Origin of the sequence: Shewanella sp. SG41-3, from assembly GCF_014164545.1 — a bacterium.
GTDB lineage: Bacteria > Pseudomonadota > Gammaproteobacteria > Enterobacterales > Shewanellaceae > Shewanella > Shewanella vesiculosa.
The window spans coordinates 384,965-408,782 of record NZ_JACJFJ010000001.1 but is presented as its reverse complement, the minus strand read 5'-3'; the positions used below and the strand labels follow the sequence as shown (position 1 = coordinate 408,782).

Here is a 23,818-nt window from a genome sequence, read left to right as displayed (position 1 = left end):
AACTAGACATTGAAATATATCGTGTTTTGAAATTTGATGACTAATCTAGACCTCTATGCGAATAGTGCGCTGCGCTTCTAGGGCGGACTACGTCCTGCTAGGGACAGCTGCGCTGTTAAGACGTTATAGAACCGAGTCAGCTAGAATCTAGTCATCTAGGCTTTGCTTTTATAGCATCTAGCAGCGAAGCACTCTCGTCATCTAGGTTCCAATTCCAAGTTATCAAGCTTTAACGCCCAACTGTCGTATCAGTTAACGCATCAAATTGAATGATATAGTAGCGACCATCACTTTTGTCTTGCTGGTTATTCACCGCAGGAGACTGATGTAATTTATTCACAGTGACTAACAACTTACCATCGGCCGTAGTTGAAAAGCCATCAGACCAACTGAACTTGTCATCATCTTGATGCAAGATATGATATTGACGCTCGGTGTCGATATACCCCACGGCATTATTGCCTATGTCGGTAACATAAATATTGCCGCCATTATCAATGGTGATCCCGTCGCTAATAGGCTTGTTGGCATAGAACTCAACTTTACTGCGCAACATATTAGGCGACAATTTGGCATCAAGCAGATATTGAGTGTGTACCCGATATAACTTTTCACCACTTAAGGCACCAAAGTAAACCCACTCATTAGCTGGATCTATAGTTAATGCATCAACTCCAATGCGGATCGGTTGACCGCCAATAGACAAGGTGTTGCCATTAATCACAGTATCAACATCTTCTGGGCGGGTATAAATACTGCCATCGAGCACTCGTTTTGCAGAGCCTGTTGTTAAGTTAACCACGATTATTCCTGCATTACTGCCACCAGCGGGATCTGTGATGTATACCGCTTCATGTTTTCTATCTACCGCAAGATCATTTAAAAATGAGTTTTCAGGCAATACAGGAGCCTTTAAAGTAATCATTTTGTATAAGCTGTTTTGTTGAATATCCCAACCAATAAGTCGGCCAACCCCTTCAGCAGACGCCGTTTCGAGCATCCATAAAATCCCCTGTTCATCAACGACTACACCCAAAACAGGATTAAGATGCTGATTAAACTCAGTATCAGGATAATCGACTATCGAACCATCTTTGTTAAGCTCCACTATTCTCGAATCTACACCGTAAAAGTGATGATTACTCATAAACACCCGGCCATTAGCTGATACAGCAACATTGCCGGGTGGATGTTGCTTATCTAACTCACGAAAAACTGAAAATTCGCCTGCGCGAGTAGTGAATGTAATAACACTAAGTAGTGCCAACAATGACACAACAAAGACTTGCCTTAACATAATTAGGATTCCTTAAAGGGCAGATTGATACCGTCATCATGTAACGGACTTAAGCTAACCAAGATAATCTGCATAAACTCTTTTCTGAACAGGCATTCAAGATAGACATTTTCCACTGAAGACACAAGCAGTTTTTGAACAACCATTCAAGTAGTGATATTATCAACCAAGAAATGGTTGAGGAACGATGTCATGGCTAAGAAAAATTTTGCAAGAGAAGACGTATTAGACAAGGTGATTACCTTGTTTTGGCAAAATGGCTATGCCGCAACAAGTATTCAGCAAATAACCAAAGCCACCGGATTAAAGCCCGGCAGCTTATATTATGAATTTGAGAGTAAAGAAGGTTTATTCCAAGCTGCGCTAGCGCGTTATGCCACCTTTTCCGTTGAAGCGATACACTTATCGATGGCCAATGCCAGCAGCGTAAACAACGCAATTAAGCAGATGTTAAATACTCTAATTGAACAATCAAAGTCATGTGATTATTGCGGCTGCTTTTTGATAAAAACCCAGCTAGAGCTGGCATCACAAGGGAATCAACTTTATCAATTTGCCAGCGCCCAACTGACTAAAATTGAACATATTTACCTTGATTACCTCAGTGAATATTATCCCCAGATACAAGCAAAAGCCTACGCAGCCCAGTTAATGACGGTAATATTTGGCATTCGTATTTATGGTTACCAAGCCGAATCTGCCACAACTCAAATCAACACTATTAACGCCCTGCTGCCCTGGTTAGCAACGCTATCCGAAGACGATAACAGCTAATAATAAGCAGTGAAAATGACCCGCAAATAAACTCAAAAGTAACCACGCTTAAGTGCTGAGTGATTGCGCGGTGAGATTGTGTTGGTAATCAACCTGATCCGTCATAGCTTACTGTCACTTTTAAGCATCAACAGAAGCATGATTGGCAAGATATATGGATGCGATAGCGTCGGGTAACATTGGCTTGTACAGATAAAACCCCTGAGCTAAATCGCATTTATAGGTCTTAATGTAATCCAGCATAAACTGGCCCTCTACCCCTTCTGCGATAACTTTTAAACCGAGATTATGACCAATATCGATAATGGTCTTGGCAATGGCTGCCGATGAACTGCTGCTCTCAACGTATTGTAAAAAAGCTTTATCAATTTTCAGATAATGCAACGGTAAAAACTGTAGGTAACTAAATGATGAATAACCTTTACCGAAATCATCAAGCGCGAAAGTAATGCCATACTGATTAAGCCTAAGCATAATGTCTTTGACATTGAATTTATCTTCCATAAAAATCGATTCCGTTAATTCAATAATCAGATATTTACCTTCTAATTGATGATGATTTAAGCAATCAATGAGGTGTGCAATGAGCGCTTCATTTTGAAACTCAATACAGCTTAAATTAATGGAAATAGCTAACTCAGTGATACCTGCATCTCGCCACTTTGCTAACTGTAAACAGGCTTTAGAAATCACCACACAACCAATATCAATAATTAACCCAGTTTGCTCTGCGATTGTAATAAACACATCGGGTGGTACAACAGTGCCATCTTGCTGCGTCCAGCGACATAGTGCCTCAACACTTACAATCTTCATTGTGCGTAAATCAACTTTAGGTTGATACACTAAATGCAGGGCATTATCTTCAATGGCCTTACGCAGCTCTTGCTCAATAGCAAGTTGGGTTAAAGCTTCTTTCTCAAGCGCCTGACTGTAAAAATGGAAGCTATTTTTACCTAATGACTTTGACTCATACATGGCTAAATCCGCCTTGCGGATCAGCGCGTTTGCATTGTCATCATCATTAGGAAACAGTGATATGCCGATACTCGATGTCACAACGAACTGACGCGAACCGATAGTAAAAGGCTGTTTAATCAGTGCTAACAAGTCTTGGCAGACCTGTTTTATAGTCATTTCAGACTCTATTTGTTCTAATACAATAATAAATTCATCACCGCCTTGGCGGGATAAAGTATCAAATTCTCGTAAGCGTGTTTGCAGTCGTCTTACCACTTCTTTCAACAATAAATCACCAGCGTCATGACCTTCTGTATCATTAATCTTTTTAAAGTCATCTAAATCTAAAAATAATACCGCAAGCTTTTTATGTTCTCTTTTACTGGTGGCAATTGAATGACTAATTCTGTCCAATAACAATGCACGATTTGGTAACCCGGTAAGCGAATCATGAAAAGCATGATATTCAATTGTCGCCTCATACTGCTTTTGCGTTGTCACATCGCGAAAGCACCACACTCGACCATAAATTTGATCGTCTTGAATTTGTGGGAGAGACCTAAAGTCAAAGAAGCGTTTATCGAGCAACTCAATGGTGCCACTTAAGTATTGAAATGGGTCTCGGTTGAGATTATCAATAATCGACAACATATGATTTTTATCTTTGAAAATGCCAAGAAGATCCTCCCAATGTGACTCTAATGTAAAACCGAGTTCGTCAATAAAATCCTGCCCCATAGTATTAAATGACATCAGCTCGCCATTTAATCCATAGACAAATAAAATTTCACCGGTGGAATTAACGGTAGCATTTAATAAGCCAATAGAATGTTCAAGCTTGTCTTGAACCTGTTTCATCATGGCTAGCTGGTCTTTCAAGGTTTGGTTACGATCGTTTAACTCATTGGAAATAAGATATAAAGAACGCTCTAACATTTTTACGCTTTGATCATGTTGCGTATAAGCATCGGATATTGAATTCAAAAGAGCATCATTTTCTGAAATAAATAACTCGTCTCTTGGGTTACGCTTAAGCTGGCGTAATAGCAGTTTATGCATGGTTAATATCACTATTTCTCAGAAAGTAACGTCACAGCCATGGTCTGATTATGTAAACCACACCGACCAATAGATTGAATAGGCGATATTTCACCATACGAGTAAAAGCCTGATATAGCGCATTTTGCTGGTAAGCCTTCTTTAATAATTTCTAATTCCTCTTCAACATGCTGCCCTAAAACTAATCTGCGACCGACACAACTGATTAATATGGCTAATTCTGGCGGCGTTCCTTTAAAACACGCTCCAGCTTGATCTGCCGCAAGTTGAGCACCATCGAGTAAGTCTTCGTAGTTAGAATGCATTAACTGGCAGGTTGCACCTTCGGGCATGTTACCAGCGAACAACATACTTTTTTGTAATTCATCAATTGATAATATGGTCCGAACTACATGTTCTTGCTCACCGTATTGTTGTAACGCCAACGGGTATAACAAAGCAGATGCAGGTAAATCACTGGCAAACTCACCTAAAAATTCTTTATACAAATCTAATGCTGGTCGACCATCAAGTTCATAGAGTACATTATTTGTCGATTTAGTGATCAGGCGCTTAGGCCCAAATGGACGCCATCCGCCTAAACTGCCACAACCAACAGATAACCGTTCACCATACAGTCCAACCAGCACAATCAGGCCACTTTCTATGCGTTTATTGTGCCATACCGTGGTTTGGCTAAAACGCTCACCATCGCCAGCTAAGCCACCCGTTGCCATGACGCCTTGAGGCAAGTATTGCTGTAAACCATCAACCAGTTCAGAACCATTCACTAAATGGCCATCAGAGATAACCAAAACATGTTTGAGTCCTTCAAGAGGTAATTGGCTTACCAACTGCTTTGCCAATTCAGCGCAATGCTCAAATTGATTTATCGAATGGCTGACGACGTGCACTTGGGTATGCTCAAAATCAATCGCAGTAACACATATACTGTTGTCGTACAGACAATCATCTTGGATTTCACCACTAGTGCTGCAGCCGACTATCTGTGCATTTGGGAAAGCGCTTGATAGCTCATCATTAAGCTTATTGTCTAACATGAGCTCAGGCGAACCAAAGGCCAACACCAGAGTTGTGTCAGCATGTTGCGGCAAAGGAGTAACCCAGTGACTATCTTGATATACCGTTTGAAAAGTGTGCATTTAGTTGTCCCTCACTAAAAGGTTATCTCATATGTTGTAATTGAAATATTACCGCAAGCAATAATGATAAAGAATGGCTGAAGAGAATATTCAATGAGCATGATATTAGAGGAAACCTAGTTAATTATCATGTTTTTATCCGTATGACCACACAATATAAATACACCTTAATTAACAATTAAGGTACACTTTAATTACAAGGTGTCTTAAGATAAATAACCCGTTAGTGCAATCCAAATGCATACCCATTGATCATAACCTTGTATTGTTTCAGCATCCCCAAAATGGTTTGCGACTGAACTAATAATTCAATGAGATTAAGGATTAACAATTGCTTGCATCCATCAATGATCAAAGTAAAAGTAACGGTAACCTACTGCATGCTAGGGTGATTAAGTTATTTTCATTGGTAGGAGCCTCTATCACAGGCGGTATGTGCTTACTTAGCTTATTGGGTAACAACAACACCTTAACCCTCATCCTCCTTGTTGCCTGTACCACCTATCTAATCGCCTTGTTTTCGTTAAAAAAATTCAATATTAAAGTCAGTGCGATTATCATCATTTACTCACTGTATTTATTAATGTTCTACTTAGTCTTTAGTGGCGGAGTCGCACAAACGGGTCCTTTATGGATTTTTATTGTGGCACCCGTTTCAGTTTATGTTTTAGGCTTTCGTTTAGGCTTAATTAACCTGGCTATATTTCTCTGCATCGTCTGCATCATCATGTTTTTACCGCAGCATCTTGTTGCACATGAAGCTTATACCCCAGAATTTAAACTTCGCCTGATACTGTCATTTTTAACCATGACATTTTTATCTGCATTATACGAATATTCAAGCATGCAGTTTTACCGCAATGTGCTCGAATTAAGCGCAAAATATCAACAATTAGCCATGAGCGACCCGCTGACAAAACTCGCTAACAGACGCAATGCATCTGCGGTATTACAGCAAGAAAAAGCACGTATTGATCGTAATCATGAACCGCTCTCAGTATTGCTGTGCGATCTCGACCATTTTAAAAGCGTCAACGACAAATACGGCCATAACGCAGGTGATATGGTGCTAATGGAATTGGCCAAAGTATTTACGGACAATGTCAGGCAACAGGACTGCATTGCCCGTTGGGGCGGTGAAGAGTTTCTAGTGATATTGCCACAAACATCGGCAGAGCAAGCAGGCATCATCGCTGAAAAAATTCGCCTCAGTGTGCAAAACCACACCATCCATTTTCTCAAACATCAAATCCAAGTCACCATCAGTATTGGCATATCTCAGCTCACTGAAGATGAAACTATCGATGAACTGATCAACAATGCTGATAAGTGCCTCTATCAAGCGAAAACGCTAGGAAGAAATAGAGTCCATCCGTAACATGATAGCAATATAGCATCCAGGGTGTGACTGGCATCAATCTGAATAGCTTACTCGCGCAGTGAATCACCCCGCGACTTAGCTTCACTCTGATCATGAGGCGTTCTCGACAAATTAGATAAAAATAGCCCCGCAATGCGAGGCTATTTTACACTTACTTTTACTGTTGCTCTTTTGTCTCAGGGTAAAGACTATTCCACCACTCAGGCTCATCTTTTAGCTTTAAGTCAAACCAGGCCATAGTAGTATTCCACCAGTCAAAACGTGCTTGGCGCGTATTGATGTGATGGTCTTGTCCATTAAACTCAACTAATTCAACCTCTTTGCCTAATAGTTTAAGTGCAGTGTACATATAATGGCTTTCACCCACTGGCACGTTAGTATCGGCATTACCATGGATCAGCAATAGCGGCGTGGTTATCTTGTCGGCATGGTATAACGGACTGTGCTCAACGTAGAGTTCAGGGTTATTCCACGGAAAACTGCCACGGCTGGCAACACCAGAATAACCATAACCCCACCAGCCATGTCCCCAATAAGATGATAAATTACTGATCCCAGCATGCGACATTGACGCGGCAAAAATATCCGTTTTGGTGGCTAAATATAGAGTCATAAAGCCACCGTACGATGCGCCCATATTCCCCACTCGTTTAGGGTCGACATAGCTATGCGCCTTTAAAAACGCTTTAGTGCCTTCAATAATGTCATCTGCGCTGTATTTGCCCCATGCATTCACATGACGACCGCTGAATGCTTGACCATAACCAATGGCCCCATTAGGTTGCAGCACGTACACCACATACCCTTCGGCCGCCCATAAATTAAATGGCCAACGCCCAGTAAAGTGGCGTCCAACCGGAGAAGTCCCGCCATAGTAATACACTAATGCAGGGTATTTTTTACTAGCATCAAAGTCTGCGGGTAAATACACTCGACCATCAATATTGTGACCATGCTGATTAGTGAAATCAAAATCTTCAATCTCGCCCAAACGGGTATTGGCATAGTTTAGCTGTTGACTATCAAACAACATCTGTTTGCGACTTGAGTTCAAGGTCATTTTATAGGCTTTTTGTGGCACGGTAGCAGATGTACCGGCGAAGACTATGGTTGGGCTTGATTGTTCAATGGCGACACTAAAGCTGTCGACCATATCCACGCCGCTATCTATTTTAGTAAAACGGCGGTTACTTTTATCAAATAGATACAGAGGTGCGCGATCGCCTTCGGTTACCGTCAATATCAGATCATCATTTTCAAGCTTAGTCATACTGCCAATCGCAGGATCAAATTCTTTACTTAACGCACTGACATTACCGTTAGCATCACGCCAATATAATTGCCCATCATAATCATTAACTTCAATGCTGGGATCTTGTATTCCTGTGCCGTCCATAAAACGCGGCCCAGCAGTGATATACATACCATCATCGGCATATAAGGCACCGTTAAAGCTTCGGTATTCACCTATCACAGTTTCTGTTAAGTCATTTAAGCTCAACTCTATCAGTTGGGTTAATGAATGCGCAGGCTCAGAATAATCAACCGGAGATCGTGTTAATAGCACAGTATTCTTATCAAGATTACTGTCAACTAAGTCTGTGCTGATTGGGTTATCGGTTAACTGGCGAATAAAACCGGAAGCCACATCTAATTGATATATTTGGCTATTATCACGCCAATAACTCCAGCGGTCTTCTAATGCACGAAAACGTTTTGAGGTCGCTTTTTCATCGGCCTTAAACGGTTTTTGCCAACTAAATAACAGGCTGTCAGCGTACCACTGCAAACCCGACACATTATCAATATCAGTGGCGGCAATATTGATGGTTAAATCTGCCACCTTGAGTAATTGAATTTGTTTATTGGCCACAAAGGCTAACTGTTTACTGTCGTTCGACCATACTGCGCTGCTTGGGCGATTATCTTGCCAGCGATACATCACACTGTTGTCCGATAATTTGCGTAACTCGGTCACTTGAATAGCCGAGTCACCCTGGCTAGCTTGATATTCAATGGTCGATTGCAGTAGGTACTTACCATTTGGGGATAAGGTTAAGCCACTGATAACTTTTGAGTCGAACAATTGCTGCGCAGATACACGCTGTGATTTCTGGGCCGAAAAGTCGAGGGTATCAACCTCACTTTTACCCTGCCAATCAAGGCTAAATGGCGCATCTTGCGTTTGGCCATCAGCCAACACCAGCAACTGATAGTCAGCATTAGCCAGCTCAAGTTCGACTTTATCAGCAGATTTAAGCAACTGCCCATTCAAATACACTTGCGGATTTTCAAGCCCTTTAACAGTTAACGTGCCTTGGGTAAATCGCTGAGTCGATAACGGCAGCTTATAGGCTAACCAACCTTCCCCTTCAATCTTTGCTGAGGCTGCTTGCCAAGTGAGTTGTTGATTAAATATTTGAACCGTTTTTGCCTGGGTTTGTCCAGACTTAGCAACTAAGTTAGCGACTAGGTTAGCTCGTAGCGCATCTGCATGAGCACTTTTTGATAATGGCGTTGACGGTTGGTTAACTGGGCCTAAGCGTTGAATGTATTTGGCATCTATATCTGCCCCGTGAGCCATGCCAGATAGAGCCATGGCTAAACTGGTTAATACCAGAGTAAAAGCTTTCATGAAGAGTCCTTGTTATCGTTTCCATTGTTAATTGTTAGTATTTTTATTTGCCACAGTGTGACAAAAATGGCTAATAAATGCATCTAGTTTTGTCACCCGCTATCAGCATCTAAGCAGAAAAAAGACCTAACATCTAAACAGTCAGTAGCCCTAGCGGCTAAGGCCAGCATTACTGCTATTTAGAAAGTGGACTGAGCTTGTCGTCGCCTAAGGTACTCGCTTCATAGACAACCTGCAGCTAGCAAAATAACGGATCGGCTGCTAAGTTAACAATGACTCACTAAGCATTAAAGGACTAACATGCAGATCATTCACCACGGAGCGGTAAACGGCGTAACAGGATCATGTCACCAACTGGATGTGAATCACCACAGCAAGCATATCAGCAGCTATCTTATCGATTGTGGTTTATTTCAAGGGGCAGAAACCGCCGGGCAAAGTTCAGCAGAACAGCTACAAATCACTTTCGATATCAACAATATCAAAGCGCTGATTATTACTCATTGCCATATCGACCACGTCGGGCGTATTCCTTACTTACTCGCAGCAGGCTTTAACCAACCGATTTATGCCACAACGGCAACGGCAGCATTATTACCTTTGGTCATAGAAGATGCTTTAAAAGTCGGCGTCACTCGCGATACCACACTTATACAAGCTTGTATTAATAGACTCAACAAACTGCTTGTTGCAGTAGATTACGGTCAGTGGATAACACTACCAATAAACCATGAGATATCATCACCTTCAAGATCGACGTCAACAACCGCAGTTACCAATACATTAGAAAACCCACCAAGGTACACCAAAGCCAAACTTAAATTTAAGCCAGCAGGACATATACTCGGCTCAGCTTATGTGGAAATAGACTTAAGTGGCCCTAATGCCAGCTCGACATCTAATGCTGAAACTAGTGCTAAGACAAGCCATAGAGTGGTGTTTTCCGGTGACTTAGGCGCTAGCTATGCACCTTTACTTGCGAGCCCCAAAAGCCCATACAGAGCAGATACCTTAGTGATTGAATCGACCTATGGAGATAAAAATCATCAAGGCCGTAAAGATCGTAGCAAGCAGCTTAAAAACATTATTGAAAAAACCGTAAAAGATAATGGCGTAGTGCTCATTCCCGCCTTCAGCATCGGCAGAACTCAAGAGTTACTCTACGAATTTGAACACATCATTTATCGCAATAAAAACAACCCAATATGGCAAGACATCGACATTATCGTCGACTCACCTATGGCGGCTAACTTTACCCAAAAGTATCGTCAATTCAAAATGCTATGGGATAACGAAGCCAAACGAAAACTGGCCCAAGGACGCCATCCACTCGACTTTAATCAACTAACGACTATCGACAGCCATCAAGACCATCTCGCGGTGATCAATTATTTAGATTCAGTCAATAAACCCGCCATTATTATCGCCGCATCAGGCATGTGCACAGGAGGACGGATCAGCAACTACCTCGCCCGCTTTTTATCAAAACCAACCACAGATGTTCTGTTTGTTGGCTATCAAGCTAAAGGCACCACAGGCAGAGATATACAAACCTACGGCCCACAAGGCGGATACGTTTATATCAACGAACTAAAAATTAATATTAAAGCCACTATTCACACTATCAGTGGTTACTCCGCCCACGCCGACCAACACAACCTCATCAACTTCGTCAAACGCATGCTCCACAAACCCAGCCACATCAGAATCGTCCACGGCGACGAAGAAGCCAAACAGGCACTAGCTCAGGAATATAGAAAACTCATACCCACGGCAGATATTGTTATCGGTAAGGAATGATAAAGCCCAAAGGCTGCTAGATGCGACAAAATCTTAGCAACAGCCTAGAGCACTGCTAGTACGCTACGCGGCTAGATTCTACAAAAGCAAATCGCACAACGAATCTGTCCCTAGCAGGACGAAGTCCGTTCTAGAAGCGAAGCGCACTATCCGCATAGCGACCTAGAATCTTAGCAGCGAAGCGACACGAAAATAATGGAGAAAATATGAGGTTTGAAAAGGTTGATAATTGGCGCTTCGAAGATCAGATAACTCGTTCAGGCTTATCTGCTCGATGAAAATATTATCGGTAAAAGTACATAAGCAAGGGTTGAACGATGCTATGCATTAGAGAGGTAAACCAGATGGATAGTGGCTATAGCGAAGAAGATATTAAAAAGCAGAGTAACAAAGCCAATATACAGTTGATATAAATAGCCAGAGGTTAGTTTGTAACATTAGTGACTGAGTGAATAATCATGCTAATGGCTCAGTTAACAGCTCTTTTAAACATGGTAAACCAATAAAGGCTGCTAAATGTTATAAACACTGTGCGTGCTTGAGCAATATACTTTGATGAGCATCTTTATTTGATAATAAAGGTGGCTTATCTAACGGCCATTTAATGCCAATAGCGGGATCATTCCAGGCAATACTCACTTCAGATTCAGGGCAATAGTAATCAGTACATTTATAAATAAATTCAGCCTGGTCGCTTGTGACATAAAAACCATGCGCAAAGCCTTCAGGGATCCACAATTGGCGTTTATTGGCGGCAGATAAATAAACACCGCTCCATTGACCAAAGGTAGGTGAGCCTTTACGAATATCGACGCTCACATCAAACACTTCACCGCTCACGACACGTACCAGTTTTGCTTGAGTGTGTTTTGTTTGATAATGTAAACCGCGTAATATTCCCTTGTTTGACTTTGAATGGTTATCCTGGACAAAAATGGTAGGCTTGCCTGTCACGAGTTGTTCAAACTGTTGCTGACTCCAAGTCTCCATAAAAAAACCACGATCATCACCAAACACTGTTGGCTCTATTATCTTCACATCTGGAATTTTTGTAGGAATGACTTTCATCGTGAATACTCTTCAATTCTGACTAACGCTGCTTGCCAATCACTTTGAACGATACCAAACTCTTGCTTAATTTTATGACAATTTAAGCGTGAGTTTGCCGGGCGCTTTGCGGGGGTTGGATAATCTGGAGTTGTTATCGGGTTAACTTGAATTGATTGCTTCAACACACCTTGCGCTAACGCCAGTTCGAATATCTTTTCAGCAAAAGCATGCCAGCTTACATAAGGAAAACCTGAATAATGATATAGCCCATAAGCTTGATTACCATCAGCCAGCTGTTTCGAGATTGTCACTATCGCTTTAGCAATATCACCGGCATAGGTTGGGCCACCAAACTGATCAGCTACAACATCTAAGGTATCTGTGGTTTTAGTAAGGCGCAGCATGGTGTTGACAAAATTATGGCCTTGCTCAGAAAATGCCCACCCGGTCCTTAATATAATATGCCGCGAATACGCTCGTTCAACGGCTTGTTCACCAGCGAGTTTACTTCGGCCATACTCACTTTGAGGTTCGGTGTTATCAGACTCAACATACGCGGCAAGACTATCGCCAGCAAAAACATAATCGGTCGAAATATGAATAATAGTGGCATTGATACTATTCGCGGCAACGGCAAGGTTATAGGGTCCATCACGATTAACTGCATAAGCCAATTCGCACTCTTGTTCGGCTTTATCAACCGCAGTATAGGCAGCAGCATTGATAATGATATTCGGAATGAACTCAGCAACAACCTTATTGATGTTAATAGGGTCTGTAATATCAAGCTGATCACGATCTAATGCCAACAAGGTGACATCAGGCATAGTGCTAAGTTGCTCAACTAAGCACATCCCAATTTGGCCATTTTTACCTGTGACCAATATTCTCATGCTTAAGCCTCGTTAATTAAACGATTTAAATATTGACCATAACGATTATTCATTAACGGTATCGCTATTTCAGCAAGCTGCTCTGAATTTAACCAACCATTACGCCAAGCTATTTCTTCTAAACAAGCAATTTTTAACCCTTGAACATTCTCAATGGTCTGCACAAAAGAAGAGGCCTCGTGTAAACTTTCATGAGTGCCAGTATCTAACCATGCAAAGCCTCGGCCGAGTAGCTCAACGTTCAAATTACCTTGATTTAAATACATATCGTTTAGCGTCGTTATTTCTAATTCTCCACGGAGTGATGGCTTAACTTGCTTTGCCATTTCAACAACCTTGTTATCATAGAAATATAAGCCTGTAACTGCATAATTTGATTTAGGCTTGGTAGGTTTTTCCTCAATTGATATGGCTTTCATATTTTCATCAAATTCAACTACACCAAATCTTTCTGGATCTTTGACTTGATAGCCAAAAATGGTTGCTCCGTGTGTTTTATTAGCCGCACTCTTAAGTGTTTTACTAAAAGATTGACCATAGAAAATATTATCACCCAGCACTAAACAGACACTATCGTTACCAATAAACGTCTCACCAATTAAAAAGGCTTGAGCTAAACCATCTGGTGATGCTTGAACTGCATAATCTAGATTGATACCAAAATCAGCTCCATCACCGAGTAAACGTTTAAAATTTTCTCTGTCTTCTGGCGTGGTAATTATCAATATGTCGCTTATTCCTGCAAGCATTAATGTTGACAAGGGATAATATATCATTGGTTTATCGTAAACAGGCAATAACTGTTTTGATACACCTCGCGTAAGTGGGTATAAACGACTCCCAGAACCACCCGCTAAAATAATTCCTTTCATAAATGTCCTGTTCTAGGTTCTAGGTTCTAGGTTCTAGGTTCTAGCAAAAAAGTTAAAAAATACATCAAGCATCTATGCATAAACGTTCGTGTTGGTATGAACCATCCTGTACATGTTGGCACCAAGCTGGGTTTATTAAATACCACTCAATGGTTTTACGTAAGCCTGTCTCAAATGTTTCTTGTGGTTGCCAGTTAAGCTCATTGCTCATTTTACTTGCATCAATTGCATAACGACGGTCATGTCCAGGACGGTCTGTAACATAAGTGATTTGCTCAGCGTATAAAGTATCTGTAGGCACTAGGGTGTCTAAAATACTGCAAATAGCCTGTACCACTTCAATATTTCGTTTTTCGTTATGTCCGCCGATATTATAAGTCTCACCGACTTTACCTTGTGTTACCACTTTATAAAGTGCACGAGCATGGTCTTCTACATAGAGCCAATCACGAATTTGATCACCTTTACCATAAATGGGCAATAATTTACCCTCTAACGCATTTATAATAATTAATGGGATCAACTTCTCTGGAAACTGGTATGGACCGTAGTTATTTGAGCAGTTAGTGATAATGGTTGGTAAACCGTATGTGCGTAACCACGCTCTGACTAAATGATCACTTGAAGCTTTGGATGCCGAATAAGGGCTACTTGGCGCATAAGCAGTGCCTTCCGTAAATAAAGGTAACTCTTGATTTATCGCTAGGCCTTCTTGCTCATCCGGGTGAGGTAAATCGCCGTATACTTCATCTGTAGAGATATGATGAAAGCGAAATGCTTTCTTGGCATCGACTGATAAGGAATTCCAATATTCTCTCGTCGCTTCAAGAAGTGTATATGTACCCACAATGTTGGTTTGAATAAAGTCTGTTGGTCCGGTAATTGACCGATCAACGTGAGACTCTGCCGCTAAGTGCATCACTGCATCAGGTTTGTGTTGTGTAAACACTCTATCTAATTCTGCACGGTCACAAATGTCGACTTGTTCGAACACATATCGATCACTTGACGCTATATTCGCTAACGATTCAAGATTACCAGCATAGGTCAATTTATCAACATTAATGACGCTATCTTGAGTGTTATTGATGATATGGCGTACTAATGCTGAGCCAATAAAACCTGCACCACCGGTGACTAAAATATTCATTTTTATACTTGTGTTTCCAAAGTATCTGAAATTGTCTAAAAGTAGGTTCTACTTAGATTTAATCATCAATAACAGCGACTATTACTTTCAATCTAATGACGCATCTTAAATAATTTCACTCAACTTTTAGGCAGCTTTATCTTCACTGTATCGAGTAAGTATTAAATTTACTGCTTTGATAAACCTCAACATAGCAGTTAGATAAATTTAGGTTCGCCACTTTTAGACTGTGGCGAACAAGCTAGTCTTCAGGTCATTACCTAAACGTTATGCCCGAACTGCTTTTGCTATATGTTCAGCTTGGGCTTGCGACATTTCAATATCGGTTGATTCAACCATTACGCGGATAAGAGGCTCGGTACCCGACTTTCTCAGTAGCACACGGCCGTTATCAGCGAGTACGGCTTCGGCTTCTATCACAGCTTGCTTTACGGCTGCTGACGCTAAGATTTCATCAGCATTGTTAGCGGTTAAGCGGACATTAAGCAGTACTTGCGGTAACTTTTTCATACCCGATACTATCTCAGCTAATGACTGGCCAGATTGTAATACCGCTTGTAATACTAATAATGACGCCACAACAGCATCACCAGTAGAGGCATGGTCAAGGTGCAAAATATGACCAGAACCTTCGCCACCAATGCGCCAGCCAGTGGCTGTTAATTGCTCAACCACATAACGGTCGCCCACTTTGGCACGCTTAAATGGAATATCCATTTCTTTTAACGCGATCTCGAGACCAAGGTTTGACATTAATGTGCCAACAATACCGCCACTTAATGTGCCTTGCTGCTTGGCTGTTTTAGCCAGAATATATAAAATTTGGTCACCATCCACTACGTGGCCATTATGGTCAACAAACATCACTCGGTCAGCATCACCGTCCATCGCAATACCTAAGTCAGCTTCGTGCACCATGACTGCAGTTTGCAAGCTGTCTAAATGTGTCGCGCCGCAATGGTCGTTAATATTGGTGCCATTAGGTTTGTCATTAATACTAATGACTTCAGCACCTAACTCACGGTATACATTGGGTGCAATATGATAAGCAGCGCCATTGGCACTATCGACGACAATTTTAAGGCCAGCTAAAGTTAAGTCTTTAGCAAAAACACCTTTGCAAAACTCAATATAACGACCAGCAGCATCAGTAATACGGCGTACTTTACCTAACAATTCAGATGAAACACATTCCATCGCATTATGATTAAGGGCTTGATCTAACAATGCTTCAATTTCAAGCTCTTGCTCGTCATTAAGCTTAGTGCCAGAATTTGAGAAAAACTTAATGCCATTATCATAAAAAGGATTATGGGATGCACTGATCACTACCCCGGCATCTGCTCGAAAGGTTGACGCTAAATATGCCACTGCAGGCGTAGGCATAGGGCCAATTAAAGCTACATTCACACCAGCAGCAGACAAACCAGCCTCAATAGCAGACTCCAACATATAACCACTGCTACGAGTATCTTTACCAATCAATACTTCCTGGGTGCCGGTGGATGCTAATACTTTACCGGCAGCCCAACCTAACTTCATAGCAAAATCAGGCGTAATAGGAAATGTCCCCACCTTTCCACGGACACCATCGGTGCCAAAATACTTACGAGACATAAAAACTCCAATATAAAAAATTTAAGTACCTAGTCTTGCTAGGTTCTAGGAATTCGCAGGCTCGCCAGAGAGCGGAGAGCGTCCTGCTAGGATCGCTTCGCTTCTAGGGACAGCTTCGCTGCTAACATTGAGTCACAGTGCGACTAGTCTGTTGATTGTATAGCATCTAACAACCGCAGGTGCCCTATTCCTAACATCTAGCAGTGTAGCGTCCTAGCAGGCGCTCTAGGCTTTTAGCCAATTCCAAAAAGCAAAAAACCAACTAAACGATAGTTGGTTTAAAAGCACATGATAATTAAGTGTTACTGTTCAAGCAGAATCTTTTCAACGCTTTTTTTGAAATCTGCACCCAATTTAGCATCGCGCAGTCCATACTCAACAAAAGCGTTCATGTATCCCAGTTTATCGCCACAATCATGCGATTTACCAGTCATGTTAAAGGCTTCAACGGTATCTTGTTCAATCAGCATATCAATCGCGTCAGTTAGCTGAATCTCGTCTCCTGCACCAGCAGGTGTTTTAGCCAGTAATCGCCAGATCTTTTCTGATAATACATAACGGCCAACAACAGCTAGATTAGACGGGGCTTCACCAACAGCAGGTTTTTCAACCACCCTCTTGATTTTAGCAGAATCACCAGGAGTTATCTCAACACCATTACAATCGGCTATGCCGTATTTATTGACGTCAGATTCAGGTACAGGAGCCACCATAATTTGGCTAGCAAATGTAGCTTTGTAACGCGCTATCATTGCGGCTAGGTTTTCAGTTTTTTGATTAGCAGTATATTCATCTAACACAACATCAGGAAGCACAACCGCAAATGGGTTATTACCGATACAAGGGTAAGCACATAATACCGCATGACCTAAGCCTTTGGCTTCGCCTTGACGCACATGCATAATGGTCACATCTTTAGGACAAATCGCTTGGACCTCTTCAAGAAGCTGACGTTTTACGCGTTTTTCTAAAGTTGATTCAAGCTCATAGGATTTATCAAAGTGGTTTTCAATCGCATTTTTACTGGCATGAGTGACGAGCACAATTTCTTTAACACCGGCAGCCACACACTCATTGACGATATATTGAATTAATGGTTTATCAACTAAAGGCAACATCTCTTTCGGAATGGCTTTGGTTGCCGGCAACATGCGGGTACCAAGACCGGCAACAGGGATAACTACTTTCATTTTAAATCCTTGTCAAAATGAGCCAAATATCAGGTTATCAGACTCAGGCAAAACATGAGTGAGTAAAAATAAATTAATTAACTAAGAAGTTTAGTTAATCAAAAAATCAAGATACAAGGTTAATGACTTTCTTAGCAGCCTCAGAGTTTTTAGCTTTTTGTTGATAAACCAAATCGCAAATACCATCTGTCGGCGCAAAACCTGTAGGCGTTTTAAGTAAAATATCACGAATGGCTTCATGGTTAAACTGATGGCAAGCCAAATCTAAACGGTCTAAAATCACAGAATACTCAGCCCATGTTAAATACAACTCATTTGCTGTCATGATGCGTTCATGTTCAGTACCTGTGACATCATCGCCAATAAGTAATTCTTCGTATAATTTCTCGCCTGGGCGTAATCCACTAAACTCGATAGCGATATCGCCCTCAGGATTTTTCTCACTTCTGACTTCATAACCACTTAAACGAATCATTTTTTTAGCTAAATCAACAATCTTTACCGACTTACCCATATCCAGTACAAATACATCACCGCCCTTACCCATAGCACCAGCTTGAATAACTAACTGGGATGCTTCTGGTATCGTCATAAAAAAACGGGTAATTTCGGGGTGGGTAACAGTTACTGGGCCACCATTAGCAATTTGAGTTCTAAACAAAGGCACAACCGAGCCAGATGAACCGAGCACATTACCAAATCTAACCATGCAAAAACGGGTTTTATTATTCTCTCGTGACAATGCCTGTAAAACGAGCTCTGCCATACGCTTTGTCGTACCCATTACATTCGTTGGACGAACCGCTTTGTCTGTTGAAACCAACACAAATGTTTCAACCTTTGCAGCTATAGCTGCCCTAGCAGTATAAAGAGTGCCAAATACATTATTGCGAACGCCTTCAACGACATTATGCTCGACTAAAGGCACATGTTTATAAGCAGCTGCATGGTAAACTGTTTGAACGCCGAACGATTCCATAACCGCTTGCACACGGTTTTCACGCTGTACTGAACCCATCATAGGTAGAATTCTGACAGCTAAACCGAGCTCTTTAGCTGTTGCATTTAATTCACGTTCTATGGCGTACAAAGCAAACTCAGATAACTCAAAAAGGACTAACTTTTTAGGTGACTGTTTCAAAATCTGTCGACATAACTCCGAACCTATAGAGCCTCCAGCACCAGTGACCATAACCACTTTGTCTTTAATATTGGCTGACAAAAGGTCTTCGCGAGGATTAACAGCATCACGGCCAAGTAAGTCATCAATTTCAACTTCCTTGATATCACTATAAAGTTTGGTACCGTTAACAAGATCAGACATTGCAGGAATAGTGAGAACTTGAACGGCTAAAGGTTCAAGACGAGTCAATATCGCCTGACGTTTAGCACGAGTTGCACTTGGCATTGCAAGTAACACTTTTGTGACTGATTTTTGCTTAATCAACTTACGAATAATTGAAGGAGAATGAACATGAACCCCTTGAATAACCGTACCATGCAATGACACGTCATCATCGACAAAAGCAAATGGATGGTATTCATGGCTTTGAACCAACGAAGTTAATAATTGGCGGCCACTCACGCCAGCACCATAAATGATCACCGGCTCACCAGTACGTTTCATTCCAGAACCGACAATAGAGCGAATTATCGTTCGAGAACCACCAATAAAAACTAATGAAAATGCGGCATATATTAGCGGGACTGTGCGAGGAATGTTAGCTTCAGCATAAAAAGAGACTAACACTAATGTAATGGTTGAAACCGTAACCCCAATGACAATGGCAACAAGAGCTTGTAACCCCATGTAACGCAGCACAGCTCGGTAAAGGCCTAATTTGGCAAATAGAAGTAAACTTATAGGAAGAACGGTTGAAATGACCATCCAAAAAGTGTTATTGCTCAACACACTAATATCATCAAGTCGAACCAAGACTGCAGTCCAAAAAGCAAAAACTAAAAAAAATGAATCAACAAAAAGACTTACCATACGTTTTTGAGGACGAGGTAAAGAGAAAATACGTTGCAAAAAATCCATTTCGCGCTCCAAATTAATAACATTCATAATAATAAAAAATCTTATCTACATAAAAGCTTGTATAACCAGCCAAAACATCGAGTTTAACACGAGTGTACATTATTGATAAAAGTTATGTGATAGTGAAAAGACAATATAAGCACAATATTCAATAAGACATTGGCTGATATAGGCTTGATCATGAAAAGCAAGAAACCTGAGACAATTTACCTTGTAAACAAGATACATTGAGACAATGAAATTATAATCGTAGACTTGAAATCAATTCACTAAGGGATAGATCCGAATAGATAGATCTATTTAACAGCATCGCCAGAACCACTACCTGTGACCGTCATAATAATGTACTTAAAATAATTTTTTATATTCAGCGTATCTATCATTTGCTTATCTGTTTCAGCTAACAATACTGGAGTCGACATATCGATATTTTGCACTTGAGCTAAACCCGTAACACCGGGTAGCACACCATAAACACCTAAAGCATCACGTTCTTTAATCAACTCTTCTTGGTTAAATAAATTTGGACGAGGTCCTACTAAGCTCATTTCACCTTTAACCACATTAATTAGTTGAGGCAATTCATCAATCTTTGTTTTACGCAGAAAATTACCTAACTTTGTAATTGAAGCGTTACTAGCTAAGTGACTAGCCACTGATTTGGTTTCAACAGACATAGTTCGAAACTTAATCAATTTAAATGGTTTTTTATCTCGGCCTACACGAGTCTGAACAAAGATTGGTGAACCCGTATCAAACATGCCAATAATTGTGACGATAAGTAATATCGGCCAAAGCAACAACAAGCCAAAGAAAGCAGCTAAAAAATCGATAAGACGAATCATGTAAATACTCTATTTATTTTTATTAAGAATAAAAGCTTCTGCGGTTTCTTTAAAACCTTCTTCAAGCGTTTGTGGAGGAACCCAGCCTAACGTATCTTTGGTATGTGATATATCGACCTGTAAAGATCCTATAAGCCTATCTACTACATCGGTCTTACCAGTTAACTTACCAACTAAGCGATAGCACCATAAAGGCACTGGTAGTAATCTACTCGATTTTCCAAGAGCTTGTGACATATGCTGTACCATTGAGGCTGTTGAGACATCATTATCATCAGAAACCAAGAATACCTGATTAACTGCTTTTGGATGGTCAATACAAGTAACAATAAGATCTACAAGGTTTTTTACTGAAACCAAACTACGTTTGTTATCATTTATACGGCCAAATGGTAGTGGTAGACCTTTTGAAACTAAATTCAGTAACGATGCAAAATTAGCTTTAACACCGGGCCCATATACCAATGTAGGTCGAATAATAACTACTTCTAATCCAGTTTCTGTAGCAAGTTCCGACAATTGCACTTCCGCTTCAGCTTTAGATTGTCCATAAAAGTCTTCTGGTCTTCTAGGATCCATTTCAGTAAAAGGTTTGCCTATCTTAGTTGACTCCCCATTAACCTTAATTGAACTGACAAAAATAAACCTCTTAACACCTACTTCTGCAGCCTGGCGAGCAAGATTCATGGTTCCAGCTGTATTAACTTCACGAAACTCATTTAATGGATTTGATGATTGGTCATTCATTACATGAACACGGGCGGCACAGTGGATTACCGTATCAACATTCTCTAACAACAATGAATATTTACTTAGACTATCGATCGAAGATTTAAAATAAGTTACTTGGTTATGTTTCTTAGTATGGCTTCTATCTAATACTCTAACCTGGTATTTGTTTAAATTGTTAAGCAAGTGCTTTCCTAAAAAGCCACTCCCCCCTGTCAACAAAATATTATGCATTTGTATCACCTAGTTAGTAGTGTTTTATATATATCTAAATGCTTTTTCACTACGTTCTCAACATCAAATTCATTAATTGCATACTCTCGTGCTTTTATTCCCATATCTTGCCTCAAACTTGAACACTCAATTAAGCGAATGAGTGCATTAGATAAGGATTCAGCATCTTTGATGGGTACTAATATTCCAGTTTTTTCTGGAATTATGGCATCACGGCAACCAGGATTATCTGTTGTCACTATTGGTCTACCACATGCAGCAGCTTCGATAAGGACTTTAGGTACACCTTCACCATAATATGAAGGCATTGTAACTATGTGTGATTGGGAAAAAAGTTGTGGAATGTCATCACAATGTCCCACAGCAGTGATAAGTCCACTAGCCTGCCATTTATCTAATTCTTGTTGCGAAATAGTATTGGGGTTATCTGGATCAGGAGTACCAGCAAGTACAAACTCTACATTCGCATACTTAGATTTAACAATTTTTGCGCCTTCAACAAACTCATAAACCCCTTTCTCTTTCAATAACCGGCATGCCATTGAGATCTTAATAGATTCAGCTTCAGGCTCTGCAGTATGAGTATAAACATTTAAATCAGCACCAGAACCTTTTATTAATGATTTATCAATAGCCTTTAATCTAGTTACATTAGAAAGAATACTTTCATCTGTTGTATTCTGAAAAATAATTTTCTTGGCTTTATGTTTAAAAGCCAATTTATATAAAAGGCTAACGATTAGCCTAGTGAGTTTTGCCCTTACATTATCCGCGGAGAATACGTAACCTAAACCGGAAATAGCAGCTACAAACTTTGGTTTGTTAGTAATAGTATGTAATACAATTCCAGAATATATTACAGGTTTAATAGTCACGGCGTGAAGTATATCAGGTTGAATCTTAGTTATCACTTTGCGAAGCTGTTTTACTGTTCTTAACTCACTCAACAAACCATTCCCACTGCGAGAAAATGAAAGCTCATGAACATTAATACCAAGACTTGTTAACTCTTGAAGCTTCCCAGTATCAGTGCAAGCTAAGTGCACTTCATAACCTTCAGCTATTGCCTTTATCGCAATAGGTAAGCGATGAGAAATAAAAAACCAATCAACATTAACAACAAATAATATCTTTTTATTTTGCATAAAACTCTCTATACCACTGTACAAAGCCCTCTACCCCTTCCCTGACACCAACTTGCGGTTTATAACCAGTAGCTTCGAAAAGGTCTTGAGTGTCCGCAAATGTTTTGTATACGTCCCCGGCTTGCATTTCACGAAAATTCTTCGTAGCCATTTTCCCACAGGCTCGTTCAATCTCCTCAATGAAAGTCATTAAGCTAATCGGGCTACCATGACCAATATTATATACTTTATAAGGAGCAGAACTTGACGCTGGTGTACCAGTCTCAACTTTCCAAGTGTCATCTCGTCTAGGCACTACATCAGCAATGCGCACAACGCCTTCAACAATGTCATCAACATGGGTAAAGTCACGCCACATATCACCATTATTATTTACATCTATGGCTTCACCAGCTATGATCTTTTTGGTAAAGATAAACGGTGCCATATCTGGCCGCCCCCAAGGGCCGTATACAGTGAAGAAACGCAAACCGGTAGTTGGCAAGTTATACAAATGTGAGTAAGAATGAGACATCAACTCATTTGACTTTTTTGTTGCTGCATACAGCGATACAGGGTGGTCAACCGAGTCAGCTGTTTCAAATGGTGTTTTTTCATTTAAGCCGTACACGGAGCTTGAAGATGCATAAACTAAATGCTCAACTTTTTCATTTCGACATCCTTCTAGAATATTCAAATGACCAATGAGGTTACTATCAGCATAAGCCATTGGGTTTTCTATTGAATAACGAACTCCAGCTTGTGCCGCTAAATGAATTACTCGCTGAAATTGTTCTTTTTCAAACAAAGCTGCGATTGCAGCACGATCAGCTATATCCATTCTGATAAATCTAAAAAGTTGATTTTCAATACGAGCTAAGCGTGCATCTTTTAAGTTGGTATCATAGTAGTCATTCACATTATCAATACCAATAACGCTATGACCTTGAGCACATAAAGACTCAACTACTCTACTACCTATAAAGCCTGCTACACCTGTTACCAAATATTTCATAATTCTTTAC

At 40.6% G+C, this 23,818-nt stretch carries 18 protein-coding genes; 3 read left to right on the top strand and 15 right to left on the bottom strand.

Going from position 1 to position 23,818, the window contains the following annotated elements; translation table 11 throughout:
- Positions 1–229 precede the first annotated feature (229 nt).
- Complete coding sequence (locus tag H5164_RS01825) at positions 230–1,297, bottom strand: L-dopachrome tautomerase-related protein (RefSeq protein WP_182754533.1); 1,068 nt, start codon at positions 1,295–1,297, stop codon at positions 230–232.
- 192 nt (positions 1,298–1,489) lie between these two features.
- Here H5164_RS01825 and H5164_RS01820 point away from each other — a divergent pair, with 192 nt between their 5' ends.
- The gene (locus H5164_RS01820) at positions 1,490–2,071 is read left to right on the top strand and encodes a TetR/AcrR family transcriptional regulator (protein WP_182754531.1); all 582 of its coding nucleotides are present in this window, start codon (positions 1,490–1,492) and stop codon (positions 2,069–2,071) included.
- Between the two features lie 120 nt (positions 2,072–2,191).
- Here H5164_RS01820 and H5164_RS01815 read toward each other — a convergent pair whose 3' ends face one another.
- The gene (locus tag H5164_RS01815) at positions 2,192–4,090 is read right to left on the bottom strand and encodes a bifunctional diguanylate cyclase/phosphodiesterase (protein WP_182754529.1); all 1,899 of its coding nucleotides are present in this window, start codon (positions 4,088–4,090) and stop codon (positions 2,192–2,194) included.
- 11 nt (positions 4,091–4,101) lie between these two features.
- Complete coding sequence (locus H5164_RS01810; RefSeq protein ID WP_182754527.1) at positions 4,102–5,232, bottom strand: FIST signal transduction protein; 1,131 nt, start codon at positions 5,230–5,232, stop codon at positions 4,102–4,104.
- Between the two features lie 331 nt (positions 5,233–5,563).
- Between H5164_RS01810 and H5164_RS01805 the strand changes: the two genes are divergently transcribed.
- Positions 5,564–6,610 carry a diguanylate cyclase gene (locus H5164_RS01805; RefSeq protein ID WP_182698136.1) on the top strand — a complete coding sequence of 349 codons (1,047 nt, stop codon included), beginning with the start codon at positions 5,564–5,566 and terminating at the stop codon, positions 6,608–6,610.
- 160 nt (positions 6,611–6,770) lie between these two features.
- Here H5164_RS01805 and H5164_RS01800 read toward each other — a convergent pair whose 3' ends face one another.
- Positions 6,771–9,248: a S9 family peptidase gene (locus H5164_RS01800; protein ID WP_182754525.1), complete on the bottom strand. Its 2,478-nt coding sequence runs from the start codon at positions 9,246–9,248 to the stop codon at positions 6,771–6,773.
- Between the two features lie 300 nt (positions 9,249–9,548).
- Between H5164_RS01800 and H5164_RS01795 the strand changes: the two genes are divergently transcribed.
- On the top strand, positions 9,549–11,048 hold the full coding sequence (locus H5164_RS01795; protein WP_182754523.1) for an MBL fold metallo-hydrolase RNA specificity domain-containing protein: 1,500 nt from the start codon (positions 9,549–9,551) through the stop codon (positions 11,046–11,048).
- Between the two features lie 519 nt (positions 11,049–11,567).
- Here H5164_RS01795 and rfbC read toward each other — a convergent pair.
- From rfbC to H5164_RS01740, 11 genes are all read right to left on the bottom strand, one after another.
- The gene (gene rfbC, locus H5164_RS01790; protein ID WP_182754521.1) at positions 11,568–12,116 is read right to left on the bottom strand and encodes a dTDP-4-dehydrorhamnose 3,5-epimerase; all 549 of its coding nucleotides are present in this window, start codon (positions 12,114–12,116) and stop codon (positions 11,568–11,570) included.
- Positions 12,113–12,991, bottom strand: coding sequence for a dTDP-4-dehydrorhamnose reductase (gene rfbD, locus H5164_RS01785; protein ID WP_182754519.1), 879 nt, complete (start codon positions 12,989–12,991; stop codon positions 12,113–12,115). The genes rfbC and rfbD overlap by 4 nt, the downstream gene beginning before the upstream one ends.
- A gap of 2 nt (positions 12,992–12,993) precedes the next feature.
- The gene (gene rfbA / locus H5164_RS01780; protein ID WP_182754517.1) at positions 12,994–13,863 is read right to left on the bottom strand and encodes a glucose-1-phosphate thymidylyltransferase RfbA; all 870 of its coding nucleotides are present in this window, start codon (positions 13,861–13,863) and stop codon (positions 12,994–12,996) included.
- 64 nt (positions 13,864–13,927) lie between these two features.
- On the bottom strand, positions 13,928–15,013 hold the full coding sequence (gene rfbB / locus H5164_RS01775; protein ID WP_182754515.1) for a dTDP-glucose 4,6-dehydratase: 1,086 nt from the start codon (positions 15,011–15,013) through the stop codon (positions 13,928–13,930).
- 267 nt (positions 15,014–15,280) lie between these two features.
- Entirely contained in the window at positions 15,281–16,630 is a 1,350-nt protein-coding gene (glmM, locus tag H5164_RS01770; RefSeq protein WP_182754513.1) for a phosphoglucosamine mutase, read from the bottom strand.
- A gap of 302 nt (positions 16,631–16,932) precedes the next feature.
- A complete protein-coding gene (gene galU / locus H5164_RS01765) occupies positions 16,933–17,820 on the bottom strand; it encodes a UTP--glucose-1-phosphate uridylyltransferase GalU (protein ID WP_182754511.1) in 888 nt (295 codons plus the stop codon).
- A gap of 106 nt (positions 17,821–17,926) precedes the next feature.
- A complete protein-coding gene (locus H5164_RS01760; protein ID WP_182754509.1) occupies positions 17,927–19,861 on the bottom strand; it encodes a nucleoside-diphosphate sugar epimerase/dehydratase in 1,935 nt (644 codons plus the stop codon).
- A 296-nt stretch (positions 19,862–20,157) separates the two neighbouring features.
- The gene (locus tag H5164_RS01755; RefSeq protein ID WP_182754507.1) at positions 20,158–20,706 is read right to left on the bottom strand and encodes a sugar transferase; all 549 of its coding nucleotides are present in this window, start codon (positions 20,704–20,706) and stop codon (positions 20,158–20,160) included.
- A gap of 9 nt (positions 20,707–20,715) precedes the next feature.
- Positions 20,716–21,669 (bottom strand): SDR family oxidoreductase, encoded by a 954-nt coding sequence (locus H5164_RS01750; protein ID WP_182754504.1) that lies wholly within the window; start codon positions 21,667–21,669, stop codon positions 20,716–20,718.
- A 5-nt stretch (positions 21,670–21,674) separates the two neighbouring features.
- Positions 21,675–22,814 (bottom strand): glycosyltransferase family 4 protein, encoded by a 1,140-nt coding sequence (locus tag H5164_RS01745; protein WP_182754502.1) that lies wholly within the window; start codon positions 22,812–22,814, stop codon positions 21,675–21,677.
- Positions 22,804–23,808, bottom strand: a complete 1,005-nt coding sequence (locus tag H5164_RS01740; RefSeq protein WP_182754500.1) for an NAD-dependent epimerase — start codon at positions 23,806–23,808, stop codon at positions 22,804–22,806. The genes H5164_RS01745 and H5164_RS01740 overlap by 11 nt, the downstream gene beginning before the upstream one ends.
- Positions 23,809–23,818 lie beyond the last annotated feature (10 nt).

Excerpts from the sequence above, each read along its gene's own strand:
- H5164_RS01825 (WP_182754533.1), bottom strand. The coding sequence starts at position 1,297 with ATGTTAAGGCAAGTCTTTGTTGTGTCATTGTTGGCACTACTTAGTGTT.
- H5164_RS01820 (WP_182754531.1), top strand. The coding sequence starts at position 1,490 with ATGGCTAAGAAAAATTTTGCAAGAGAAGACGTATTAGACAAGGTGATT.
- H5164_RS01815 (WP_182754529.1), bottom strand. The coding sequence starts at position 4,090 with ATGCATAAACTGCTATTACGCCAGCTTAAGCGTAACCCAAGAGACGAG.
- H5164_RS01810 (WP_182754527.1), bottom strand. The coding sequence starts at position 5,232 with ATGCACACTTTTCAAACGGTATATCAAGATAGTCACTGGGTTACTCCT.
- H5164_RS01800 (WP_182754525.1), bottom strand. The coding sequence starts at position 9,248 with ATGAAAGCTTTTACTCTGGTATTAACCAGTTTAGCCATGGCTCTATCT.
- H5164_RS01795 (WP_182754523.1), top strand. The coding sequence starts at position 9,549 with ATGCAGATCATTCACCACGGAGCGGTAAACGGCGTAACAGGATCATGT.
- rfbC (WP_182754521.1), bottom strand. The coding sequence starts at position 12,116 with ATGAAAGTCATTCCTACAAAAATTCCAGATGTGAAGATAATAGAGCCA.
- rfbD (WP_182754519.1), bottom strand. The coding sequence starts at position 12,991 with ATGAGAATATTGGTCACAGGTAAAAATGGCCAAATTGGGATGTGCTTA.
- rfbA (WP_182754517.1), bottom strand. The coding sequence starts at position 13,863 with ATGAAAGGAATTATTTTAGCGGGTGGTTCTGGGAGTCGTTTATACCCA.
- rfbB (WP_182754515.1), bottom strand. The coding sequence starts at position 15,013 with ATGAATATTTTAGTCACCGGTGGTGCAGGTTTTATTGGCTCAGCATTA.
- glmM (WP_182754513.1), bottom strand. The coding sequence starts at position 16,630 with ATGTCTCGTAAGTATTTTGGCACCGATGGTGTCCGTGGAAAGGTGGGG.
- galU (WP_182754511.1), bottom strand. The coding sequence starts at position 17,820 with ATGAAAGTAGTTATCCCTGTTGCCGGTCTTGGTACCCGCATGTTGCCG.
- H5164_RS01760 (WP_182754509.1), bottom strand. The coding sequence starts at position 19,861 with ATGGATTTTTTGCAACGTATTTTCTCTTTACCTCGTCCTCAAAAACGT.
- H5164_RS01755 (WP_182754507.1), bottom strand. The coding sequence starts at position 20,706 with ATGATTCGTCTTATCGATTTTTTAGCTGCTTTCTTTGGCTTGTTGTTG.
- H5164_RS01750 (WP_182754504.1), bottom strand. The coding sequence starts at position 21,669 with ATGCATAATATTTTGTTGACAGGGGGGAGTGGCTTTTTAGGAAAGCAC.
- H5164_RS01745 (WP_182754502.1), bottom strand. The coding sequence starts at position 22,814 with ATGCAAAATAAAAAGATATTATTTGTTGTTAATGTTGATTGGTTTTTT.
- H5164_RS01740 (WP_182754500.1), bottom strand. The coding sequence starts at position 23,808 with ATGAAATATTTGGTAACAGGTGTAGCAGGCTTTATAGGTAGTAGAGTA.